At 60.5% G+C, this 10,967-nt stretch carries 8 protein-coding genes and 3 pseudogenes; 6 read left to right on the top strand and 5 right to left on the bottom strand.

Annotated elements, in window-relative coordinates; all coding sequences use genetic code 11:
- Nucleotides 1-27: 27 nt before the first annotated feature.
- Nucleotides 28-1,080 carry a PDDEXK nuclease domain-containing protein gene (locus ACN9M1_RS26470; RefSeq protein WP_426400881.1) on the bottom strand — a complete coding sequence of 351 codons (1,053 nt, stop codon included), beginning with the start codon at nucleotides 1,078-1,080 and terminating at the stop codon, nucleotides 28-30.
- A gap of 211 nt (nucleotides 1,081-1,291) precedes the next feature.
- Here ACN9M1_RS26470 and ACN9M1_RS26465 point away from each other — a divergent pair.
- Nucleotides 1,292-1,849: pseudogene (locus ACN9M1_RS26465) on the top strand (IS3 family transposase); the annotation flags it as partial.
- Nucleotides 1,850-1,896: 47 nt separating this feature from the next.
- Here the strand turns inward: ACN9M1_RS26465 and ACN9M1_RS26460 are convergent.
- The 4 genes and pseudogenes from ACN9M1_RS26460 to ACN9M1_RS26445 all read right to left on the bottom strand — a co-directional run.
- Nucleotides 1,897-2,037 (bottom strand): annotated as a pseudogene (locus ACN9M1_RS26460) (LysR family transcriptional regulator); the annotation flags it as partial.
- Between the two features lie 175 nt (nucleotides 2,038-2,212).
- Entirely contained in the window at nucleotides 2,213-3,418 is a 1,206-nt protein-coding gene (dddY, locus tag ACN9M1_RS26455) for a dimethylsulfonioproprionate lyase DddY (RefSeq protein WP_426400880.1), read from the bottom strand.
- A 66-nt stretch (nucleotides 3,419-3,484) separates the two neighbouring features.
- Nucleotides 3,485-4,474, bottom strand: coding sequence for an MDR family oxidoreductase (locus ACN9M1_RS26450; RefSeq protein WP_426400879.1), 990 nt, complete (start codon nucleotides 4,472-4,474; stop codon nucleotides 3,485-3,487).
- Between the two features lie 195 nt (nucleotides 4,475-4,669).
- Nucleotides 4,670-5,611 carry a LysR family transcriptional regulator gene (locus ACN9M1_RS26445; protein ID WP_426400878.1) on the bottom strand — a complete coding sequence of 314 codons (942 nt, stop codon included), beginning with the start codon at nucleotides 5,609-5,611 and terminating at the stop codon, nucleotides 4,670-4,672.
- Nucleotides 5,612-5,730: 119 nt separating this feature from the next.
- Between ACN9M1_RS26445 and ACN9M1_RS26440 the strand changes: the two genes are divergently transcribed.
- The 5 genes and pseudogenes from ACN9M1_RS26440 to ACN9M1_RS26420 all read left to right on the top strand — a co-directional run bounded on the left by ACN9M1_RS26440 (nucleotide 5,731) and on the right by ACN9M1_RS26420 (nucleotide 10,964).
- Entirely contained in the window at nucleotides 5,731-7,251 is a 1,521-nt protein-coding gene (locus ACN9M1_RS26440) for a CoA-acylating methylmalonate-semialdehyde dehydrogenase (protein ID WP_426400877.1), read from the top strand.
- Between the two features lie 342 nt (nucleotides 7,252-7,593).
- Entirely contained in the window at nucleotides 7,594-8,322 is a 729-nt protein-coding gene (locus tag ACN9M1_RS26435; protein ID WP_426400876.1) for an SDR family oxidoreductase, read from the top strand.
- Nucleotides 8,319-8,534 (top strand): annotated as a pseudogene (locus ACN9M1_RS26430) (hypothetical protein); the annotation flags it as partial. The gene ACN9M1_RS26435 and the pseudogene ACN9M1_RS26430, both read left to right, overlap by 4 nt.
- 43 nt (nucleotides 8,535-8,577) lie before the next feature.
- A complete protein-coding gene (locus ACN9M1_RS26425; RefSeq protein WP_426400875.1) occupies nucleotides 8,578-9,213 on the top strand; it encodes a TetR/AcrR family transcriptional regulator in 636 nt (211 codons plus the stop codon).
- An 83-nt stretch (nucleotides 9,214-9,296) separates the two neighbouring features.
- Nucleotides 9,297-10,964: a GMC family oxidoreductase gene (locus ACN9M1_RS26420; RefSeq protein WP_426400874.1), complete on the top strand. Its 1,668-nt coding sequence runs from the start codon at nucleotides 9,297-9,299 to the stop codon at nucleotides 10,962-10,964.
- Nucleotides 10,965-10,967 lie beyond the last annotated feature (3 nt).

The raw sequence follows: 10,967 nt of genomic DNA, 5'->3' as shown, positions 1-10,967 counted from the left end.
GGATTACCCGCATAGAGGGCAAGACCCTTACGTCTTTTCCTCTTCCGAGGCGGTTGCCATCGCGGCCCGCTCGCGGGCGTGTTCAATGGCCCGATGCAGGCGTTCACGCAGCATATCTGCGGGTGGTAACTGCACCAGATACTCAGCCACCCGGATCGACTTGCCTTCCAGTTGAAGCAGTTCGACCTGTTCAGCATCCGCACCTGCGCAGAGAATCAGGCCGATCGGTGGCTCCTCGCCTGGTGCCCGTTCATGCTTGTCTAGCCAGCGTAGATACAGTTCCATCTGGCCGATGTGCGCCGGATGAAACGACTCCAGCTTGAGTTCCACCGCTACCAGTCGCCGCAAATGTCGGTGGTAGAAGAGCAGGTCAAGGTAGAAGTCATCCTTGCCAACCGTCATGCGCTTTTGCCGAGCGACGAAGCAGAAGCCGTTGCCCATTTCCAGCAGGACAGTCTCCATCTCGCGCAGGATGGCGGTCTCCAGGTCTTTCTCGCTATAGGCGCCGGATAGCCCAAGGAAATCGAGCAGGTATGGGTCTCGAAAAACGAGATCGGGCGTCATGCGACCATCGCGCAACGTCGCCAGTTCCTGGCGGATCATCTCGCTGCTGCTCTTGGAAAGCGCGGTGCGCTCGAAGAGCATGCCGTCGATCTTCTGGCGCAGTGCACGCACGCTCCAGCGCTCCACTCGGCACATTTCGGCATAGAACTCGCGGGCCAGCGGGTCTTTCAGCGGCAGCAGCACCGTGAAGTGACTCCACGTCAATTCTTGCAACAGCGTCGCAAGAATCTGCTCATCCGGAAACTGCTCAGCGAACCGGACCATTCTGGTCAACGCCGAGTAGCTGAAGCCCTTGCCGAACTCCTGTTCCAATTGTTGTGCCAGCGTCGCAAGAATCTTCTGACCGTACTCACCGCGGCCGTCGGTGAGATTCTCTGCCAGTAGACGCTTACCGATGCGCCAGTACGCAAGGGTTAGGCCGACGTTCGCCGCGCGTGCGATTTGGCGGCGTCCGTCCTCGATCAGAGCACGGATTTCCGTCAGTAAGGAGTCAGGGCCGGTTGTGAGATGCGTCATGTGGATCGACCATGGAGCGAAACTCGGATGATACCGGCATAGCTCAGCGCTGCTCGATGGGCCCGGTCACTTGTGAGGGTGCAGTGCGATGCGGAAGCAGACACGTCTTCAAGTTCCGGACCGCCATGTCGCTGTTGCGATAAGGATACTTATCAGAATAGGTCCATTTATGTACTATCCACGGGGGCGAGGTAACTCGTTGAAAATCGGAATGGGCGAGATCAGCCCGGCGCCAGATAATCTCATCAACCGCGACTTTAGGGCCGCGGCGCCCAATGAGAAGGGGCTCACGGATATCACTGAGTTCCAGATCCCAGCCGGCAAAGTGTATCTCTCGCCCATGATCGACTGCTTCGACGGCATGGTCGTTAGTTGGTCCATTAGTACGCGTCCGGACGCTGAGTTGGTCAACTCCATGTTGGATGCTGCGACCGAGACAGTTGTATCCAGCAGCGCACGGCCTGTCGTGCACTCCGACCGCGGCGCGCACTATCGCTGGCCAGGCTGGTTGACGCGCATTGCCGATGCGAAGCTGGTGCGTTCGATGTCGCGCAAGGGGTACTCGCCTGACAACGCTGCATGCGAAGGCTTCTTCGGTCGACTCAAAACCGAGCTGTTCTATCCTCGAAACTGGCAGTCCACAATCATCGAGCAGTTCATCCAGGCGCTGGACTCCTATATCCGTTGGTACAACGAAAAGCGGATCAAACTCTCACTGGGCTCTCTGAGCCCTGTCGAGTACCGCTGGAGCCTCGGAATCTTTGCTTAACCAGTCCAAGATTTCTACCGCATCCCCCTGGGTCAGGATTCAGTGCAAATCAACACGCCCAGCGCTTCTTCCAACTCCTTGATGGCGCGCGACAAGGGCGATTGCTCGATGTGCAGCCGTTCGGCCGCGCGGGCGAAGTGAAGTTCTTGGGCCACGGCCAGGAAGCATCGAAGGTGGCGAAGTTCCACGGTATTTTGTCCTCATGGTCGATGGCGCCGCCAGCCTTCAACGGCTTCGGCGACGGAAAGTGAATCGGATCGAGGCCATACATGGCAATGACCCAAGTCACGATTTCGCCTGCCGTCTCCGGCTGCAATGCGGAAATTGACGACAACCTTCCCATGGCGGGCGCAGTGCAACCCTCTACGGCTTCCAATCGTGCAAGTCGCAGACCGCCTTTTCCCCAGGCTGCATCCTCTTCACGGCCTCGGGGCCGGATGCAGGTCGGCACAACCGGGTGGATTGCTCATTGTCCTGGGATGTGGAGCGTGCCCAGACAGTCACCAGACCGGAGTTTTGAATCGTCTGATTGCAGCCTTCGAGTGCATGGAATGCATGGATGGCATTGCGTTCAAAATAGGTCAGCCACTCCTTGTTGGAGTCCTGGTTGGCAAACCACTTCTTCCATTTTCCTTTCGAACCATCGATCTCAACGGTCCAACCTTTGTCGCCGCGCTTCTGTTTGAACTGATCGCTGTCCCAATGCATGACCATGTACTTGTTCTGATCGATGCACTGCGGCTTGGTCAGCGTCATGTAGATCTCTTGAGGGTGGTGGTAATGGAAGGGATAGGAGGTGTTGAACAACTGCACGGTCATGCCGATCTCGGCGCCCACCTTCTCACCGTCGATTTCCTTGATCCGCAAGTTACCCCACGGCCCCATCAGTTCGGCGTATAGATACCCGCCGCGGAAGCGATCGCTGCCGGCGGCGGGGTTCTCCGCGTAGAACGGGATCCACCCCACGGAAGACCACAGTGTCGGCAGCCCCTTGATGCTGACATCGCTCGTCCAGTGCGCTGTAGTGTCAGTGCGTGACGTGATAGCCAAGAAGTTCTCATTCAATTCCAGGCCGGCCGCACCGATTGCACCGCCCATCTTCCTGTAGTAGTCGGTTAGCAGGGGTCGGTTGATCCATGTGGAGGTCGCCGACAGCTTCTGCACCTGCGGACTGGGGGTATAGAGCGTGAACTCCTTGTAGTTCTTTTGTGAATCGAAGCATGCCTTTGCCTTGTCCGGCTCGGCGAGCACCGCCTTGAGGTGTTTCGCGAGCAGTTCCATGTCGCGGTACTTCATGATGCAGCGCGTCTGCGCTTTTCCGGTCTCGGAATGGTAGGTCTGGATCGTGGCTTGCGCCGAGCCCTTGCATTGGCCGGTCGGCGTCTCCAGCACCTTCAGGTATTGCCCGAGATAGACCAGCGACTCGGCCCAGAACTGATCGACCAGTTTCTGCTCCTCGGCGCTGAGCTGCGCAGGCTTCACGTCATCCTGGCACTGGAACTGCGCCGCTTGCGCTTGAAAGCATACCAATGCGCCCCCAACCATCCACCCCAAAATTCGTCTGTGCATGATGTTGTCTCCTTGGTTTGAACTCCCTATGGGAACCCGCGCCGCTGCAGGTCCGGTCTTCCGCTCTCAGGCATTCACGTCGACGATGACTCGTCCACGCACCCTGCCGTCCAGCAGTCTTGTGGCTGTTGGAATGACATCGGTGAGTCCGATTTCATTTGCAATCAAGCCGAGTTTTGCGATGTCAAGGTCCGTGGCCAAGCGCTGCCACGCCACCAGGCGGTCAGCACGCGGGCACATCACGCTGTCTATACCGGCAAGGGTGACACCACGCAGAATGAACGGCGCGACGGTCGCTGGAAAGTCCATTCCTCCGGCCAATCCGCAAGCGGCTACCACGCCGCGATATTTGGTGGTGGCGCACACATTGGTTAGCGTGTGGCTGCCAACGACATCGACCGCACCCGCCCAACGCTCCCGCCCCAGGGGTTTGCCTAGCATAGCGAAGGTGGATCGCTCCAGTACGTCGGTGGCGCCCAGGCTCTTGATGTAGTCCTGCTCTTCCGGCCGCCCCGTCACCCCCACTACGGCATAGCCGAGCTTCGACAGCAGGGCAACCGCGACACTGCCGACGCCCCCGCCAGCGCCCGTGACCACAATCTCGCCCTTGTCGGGCGTCACGCCATAACGCTCCAAGGCCAGCACGCACAGCATGGCGGTATAGCCTGCGGTCCCGATGGCCATGGCCTGCTGCGGCGTGAAGTGCTCAGGCAGCGGCACCAGCCATTCGCCACTCAGGCGCGCCTTTTGAGCGAGGCCACCCCAGTGGCCCTCACCCACACCCCAGCCATTCAGCAGCACTGAATCGCCGGCCCGATACTCGGGGTGATTGGTCTCCTCAACAGTGCCGACCAGGTCAATCCCGGGAACCAACGGGAACTTGCGAACCACTGGTCCTCGGCCAGTGATGGCAAGCGCATCCTTGTAGTTGAGGGTGGAATGACTCACACGTACCGTCACATCCCCCTCGGGCAGCTGAGCTTCGTCAATGTCCCTCAGGGTGGCCCGGTAGCCGTAGCCTGCCTCGTCCTTCTCAACCACGATGCCTTTGAACATAAGGTACTCCTGAAGGTAATTAGACCGATCGTCTATAAATTGATAAAAAAAAACGTCACGATGCAGTCCCATCCGACAAAGGACGGGCAGCGTGACGCCGTTGACCGATATTAGACCGAACGTATTTCAAATGCAAGATGCAGCGCAGAACTTCAGAAAGATGGGAAATGGCGCGACCGAGAAGGTAGCCACTCCCTACTTTGTCGTGAAACCGGACGCCCAGGCCTGGCGCAGGAAGCTCACAAACGCCGACATCGCCATGGGGACGTGGCTTGCGTAGGGACGAACCGCGAAGAGCCGCTCGGCGAACGTACCCACCGGTTTCCAACCAGGCAGCACCTCGACCAGCTTCCCGGCTTTCAGGGCAGCCTGGGCACTGAAGTCCGGCAGTAGCGCAATGCCGAGCCCCGCTATCGCCGCGTCGCGCAGCGCTTCACTGTTGTTTGCGGAAAATGGACCAGTCACCGCCACCGTGACGCGCTCGGCCCCGCGTCTGCCGCCCAGGGGCTCAAACGTCCAGATGGGCGTTTCTTGCGCGCGCGGGTAATGCAGGCAGTCGTGCGCGGTCAGGGCCTCGGGAGTCTTTGGCGCCTTGCGGCGGCGCAGGTAATCACGACTCGCGACCAATACTGAACGCGTATTGCATAGCGGCCAGGCAACATGTGTGTCGGGGACCGAAGCCGCGTGGCGGATCGCCAGATCGAATCCCTCCATCGCCAACGAACTGATCCGATCAGAGAGTTCCAGTTCCAGCCGAACCTCCGGATTGGTGCGCGCAAATTCCGCCAAGCGTGGCACCAACTGCTGGCACGCCAGAGCGACCGGCGCAGTCACGCGCAGCAGCCCCCTGGGAACGCCCGCGAGGTCGCGCACGCCAGCAAAGCTGTGCGCAATGCGCTCAAACGGTGCTCGCGTGTCATCTACCAGGCGCTGACCCGCCTCGGTAAGGCGCATGCTGCGCGTGGTGCGCCGCACCAGCGGCACGCCAGCGGCACGCTCAAGTTCGGCGATGTGCTGGCTCATGGCCGCCTTGCTTACGCCAAGTCGCGCGGCCGCGGCGGTGTAGCTGCCCTGCTGCTCCAGGACGACAAGCCAGTGCAGATGACTCCATAGGAGTGCGATATTTTTGTCATTCATGTCACTATTGTTTGCCGATATGAACAATCAATTCAAGTGTGTGGCGTTGTGGGAATGAGGACGGCTCCCTAGACTTCAAGCGTTCTTCCAACTTTCCCCAACAGCGAGACACACCGACCATGTCCTACACTGATAGCACCGAAGTCGCCCAGTACATTCAGGGCCAACGCATCACCGGCAGCGGGTCCCGCACCCAGTCTGTGTACAACCCTGCCACCGGAGCCGTCAGCCGCCAAGTGCGGCTGGGCAACCAGCAAGACGTGGATGCAGCGGTGGCTTCCGCCCAAGCCGCTTTTCCCGCCTGGTCTAACACCCCACCGATCCGCCGTGCCCGGGTGCTGTTCAAGTTTCTGGAACTGCTGAACCAGAACAAGGACGAACTGGCCCATATGATCACCGCCGAGCATGGCAAGGTGTTCACCGACGCCCAGGGCGAAGTGGCGCGCGGCATCGATATCGTCGAATTCTCCTGCGGCATCCCCCAACTGCTGAAGGGCGACTTCACCGATCAAGTGTCCACCGGTATCGACAACTGGACCCTGCGCCAGCCCCTGGGCGTGGTGGCTGGGATCACGCCGTTCAACTTCCCGGTCATGGTGCCGATGTGGATGTTCCCTGTGGCAATTGCAGTCGGCAACACCTTCATCCTCAAGCCCAGCCCCACCGACCCCAGCCCCAGCCTATTCATCGCCGACCTGCTGAGGCAAGCAGGCCTGCCCGACGGCGTGTTCAACGTCGTGCAAGGCGACAAGGAAGCCGTGGACGCGCTACTGGCACATCCCGATGTGAAGGCGGTGAGCTTTGTAGGCTCCACCCCAATTGCAAACTACATCTACGAAACCGGCGCCCATCATGGCAAGCGCGTGCAGGCGCTGGGCGGTGCCAAGAACCACATGGTGGTCATGCCCGATGCCGACGTCGATCAGGTCGTGGATGCACTGATCGGCGCCGGCTACGGCTCGGCCGGCGAACGCTGCATGGCAATTTCGGTCGCCGTGCTGGTCGGCGATGTGGCCGACAAGGTCATACCCAAGCTGCTGGAACGCACCAAGACCTTGAAGGTGCTGAATGGTACGAATCTCGCCGCCGAAATGGGGCCGATCGTCACCCCCGCAGCACACGCTCGCATCACTGGATACATCGGGCAAGGTGTCAAGGAAGGTGCGCAACTCCTAGCAGATGGCCGCAGCTTCAACGGCGCGGCGGCTGGTGAAGGCTGTGAAGAAGGCTTTTGGATGGGCGGCACGCTGTTCGACCACGTGACCCCCGAGATGCGCATCTACAAGGAAGAAATCTTCGGCCCGGTGCTAGTCTGCATGCGCGTGCCTGATTTTGCGAAGGCAGTGCAATTGGTCAACGACCACGAATTCGGTAACGGTGTGGCTTGTTTTACCCGTGATGGCAACGTGGCCCGCGAGTTCAGCCGCCGCATCCAGGTCGGTATGGTCGGCATCAACGTGCCCATCCCCGTGCCGATGGCCTGGCACGGCTTTGGCGGCTGGAAGAAGAGCCTGTTTGGCGACATGCATGCCTACGGCGAAGAAGGCGTTCGCTTCTACACCAAGCAAAAGTCCATCATGCAGCGCTGGCCCGAGAGCATTGGCAAGGGCGCGGAGTTCGTCATGCCCACCTCGAAGTAAGCTGACAGCAGCATTGCTTTAGGAAACCGGGAGAAGAGAAATCCCGGCCTTGCGCAGCACGGCAACCCCAAGGCACTCGCCTTTCTGGTGCCGTTGTCGCAACCGGCGGCAGGGTCGTCAGCCTCTTCGCACGATCCGGAGCCAGGGCTGGGGCGATCGGGTGAGCCGCGCCGATCACCCCAGCCCTGCCTACTAGGGTAGGCGCTTCCTCACAGTGTGGAATGTTCTCGCAGCCTGCTTCAAGGCGAGTTTTCGACAGCATTCCAGCGATTTGACCTATCGGTGCTTTGGCCGAGGCGGTGCTCTGTGCGATTAATTATCAAACTCCCGGAGAAATCCTTCATGCAGACAGAGGCAATTGCACCGGTGCAGCATATTGACGCCCAACGCATAGGCGTCCCGCGCGAAACCTTCCCGCTGGAAAAGCGCGTGGCCACCGTGCCCGACGTGGTGGAGAAGCTCATCAAGCTGGGCTTTACGGTCGCGGTGGAATCCGGCGCCGGCGATGCCGCCAACTTCAGCGACGACGCCTACCGCGCCGCCGGCGCCGAGATCCTGCCCGATGCCGCTTCGCTCTGGACCGCCTCGGACATCGTGCTCAAGGTACGCCCGCCGAGCGAGGCCGAAGTCGGCCTGATGCGCGACGCGGTGATGCGCACCAACCTCGACAGCCTGTTCAACATGTCCAAGCAGGTCGCCGACTGCATGGTCGAGCGCGGCTGGGGCCGGATCATCAACGTCTCGTCGGTGAACGGCTCCAAGGGCGCGTTCGGCCAGACCAACTACTCGGCCGCCAAGGCCGGCGTGCACGGCTTCACCAACGCCCTGGCGCTTGAAGTAGCCAAGAAGAACGTGACGGTCAACACCATCTCGCCGGGCTACATCGGCACCAAGATGGTCACGGCGATCCCCAAGGAAGTGCTGGATACCAAGATCCTGCCGCAGATCCCGGTGGGGCGCCTCGGCAAGCCTGAGGAAGTTGCCGGCCTGATCATTTATCTGGCTTCGGAAGAAGCGCCATTCATGACGGGGGCCAACATCGCCATCAACGGCGGCCAGCACATGCAATAAGCTGCCCCATCCCCGTGCTGATGGCCTGGTACGGCTTGGGTGGCTGGAAGAAGAGCCTGTATGGCGACATGCATGCCTACGGCGAAGAAGGTGCGCGCTTCTACACCAAGCAGAAGTCCATCGTGCAACGCTGGTCCGAGAGTATTGGCAAGGGCGTTCGTGCTGCCCACCCTGAAGTAAGGGCGCAGGTCCGGCCAGACACCTCGGTGTGAAGAATCTGTTGACTTAAAAGACGTTCGGTCTAATAATGAACCGATGTCCAATACCGCCGCCCTTCCTCGCAAAAGGGGTCGTCCGCCGAAAGCCGGCGGCGACTACCGTGAGACGCGTGAGACCCTGTGCCGTGCAGGCGTCGCTGCATTGACCGAGAAGGGTTTTTCGGCAACTGGCATTGACGAAATACTGAAGTCTGTCGGCGTACCCAAAGGCTCTTTTTACCATTTCTTTGCGAGCAAGGAGGCCTTTGGCGCCGAACTGATTGCGCTCTACGCTGAATACTTCGCGCGCAAGCTCGACCAGTTTTTCCTCGATGAAAGCCTGTCGCCCATGAGCCGCATTGACGCCTTTTGCCGGGATGCCGAGCGTGGGATGAAGCGGTTCGGGTTCCGGCGGGGTTGCCTCGTGGGCAATTTGGGGCAGGAGATGGGCGCTTTGCCAGAGGCCTTCCGTACACAACTCACCGATGTGCTGCTGGACTGGCAGTCGCGCATTGAGCGCTGCCTGGAAGCTGCGAGGGCGAGAGGCGAGATTCCGAAGCACACCGACTGCGCTCGCTGGGCGGCTTACTTCTGGATAGGTTGGGAAGGGGCTGTGCTGCGCGCCAAGCTCGAACGCCAAGGCGAGCCGCTGCGCGTGTTTGCTGACATGTTTCAAGCAAGCCTGAGGTCCTAGGCCTCTTTTTTTTATCATTTACTATACGATCGGTCTAATTTAATGAGCGCCTTCACTTCTTTTGCCGAACTCGGAGTACATAAATGAATACGCCGGCCTTTGACTACATCATCATCGGCGCCGGCACGGCGGGCTGCCTGCTTGCTAACCGGCTCAGTGCCGATCCGAGCCGGCGGGTGCTGCTGCTCGAAGCCGGTGGCCCCGACAACTACCCGTGGATCCACATCCCGGTGGGCTATCTGTACTGCATTGACAATCCGCGCACGGACTGGCGCTTTCGCACCGAAGCTTCACCAGGCCTCAACGGGCGCCAACTCCTCTATCCCAGAGGCAAGACCCTGGGCGGATGTTCGAGCATCAACGGCATGATCTACATGCGGGGGCAGGCTCGCGACTACGCGCATTGGGCGAATGTCACTGGCGACGAGGCGTGGAGCTGGGAAAATTGCCTGGCCGACTTCCGCGCGCACGAGGACCACTACCGGCTCGACGCCGAAGAAGCTGCGGGGCTAGGCGGACAGACTGCGGCCTTCGGCGCGCTGCATGGCTCGGGCGGAGAGTGGCGCGTGGAAAAGCAGCGCCTGCGCTGGGAGGTGCTCGATGCCTTCGCCGAGGCTGCGCAACAGGCTGGCATCCCCGCGACCGAGGACTTCAACGGTGGGGATAACTTCGGTGTGAGTTACTTCGAAGTCAACCAACGCAGCGGCTGGCGCTGGAATGCATCGAAGGCCTTCCTCAGACCCGTGCGCAGGCAACGCCCCAATCTCACGGTTTGGACTGGCGCGCAAGTGTGCCGCCTGCTTTTTGAGCGCGGTGAAGGCGGACAACAAGCGTGCTGTGGCGTCGAGCTCATTCAACAAGGCCAACAACACAGCGTCCGGGCGGCGCGTGAAGTCGTTCTCAGTGCCGGCGCCATCGGGTCCCCGCAGCTGCTGCAGCTTTCGGGCATTGGCAACGAGAGCTTGCTGAAGATGCATCAGATTCCGGTGGTGCATCACTTGCCCGGCGTAGGCGAAAACCTGCAAGACCATCTGCAGATCCGCTCCGTCTACAAGGTGCAGGGCGTACGCACCTTGAATACGCAGGCGACTACCTTGTGGGGTAAGGCCGCGATCGCCTTGGAGTACGCGCTGAAACGCAGCGGCCCGATGAGCATGGCGCCCTCGCAACTGGGCATCTTCACGCGCAGTGATCCTTCTTATCTGCATCCCAACATTCAGTATCACGTACAGCCTCTGAGTCTCGAGGCCTTCGGCCAGCCTCTGCACAATTTCCCCGCAATCACTGCGAGCGTGTGCAATCTCAATCCGAGCAGCCGAGGCAACGTCGCGATTCGTAGTGCGGATTTCCGGGAGGCTCCGCGCATTGCGCCCGACTACTTGAGCACCGACGAGGATCGTCGCGTAGCCGCCGACTCACTGCGCGTCACACGGCGGATCGCGTCACAGAGCGCTCTCGCCCGCTATCACCCCGTGGAGTTCAAACCGGGGGTCCAGTACCAAACGGACGAGCAACTGGCCCGCTTGGCTGGCGACATCGGCACCACGATCTTCCATCCAGCGGGCACCGCAGCCATGGGCCGCGCATCCGACCCGAAATCCGTGGTGGACAGCCACTTGCGCGTGCACGGCATCAAGGGGCTTCGGGTCGTCGATGCCAGCGTCATGCCCACGATCACCAGCGGCAACACCAACAGCCCGACATTGATGATCGCGGAGAAGGCCGCGCGTTGGATCGTTGCAGGCACCTGATTC

This window comes from Ralstonia sp. R-29, assembly GCF_049913345.1.
GTDB lineage: Bacteria > Pseudomonadota > Gammaproteobacteria > Burkholderiales > Burkholderiaceae > Ralstonia.
The sequence above is the reverse complement of the archived record's forward strand: the minus strand, read 5'-3'. Positions and strand labels throughout refer to the sequence as shown.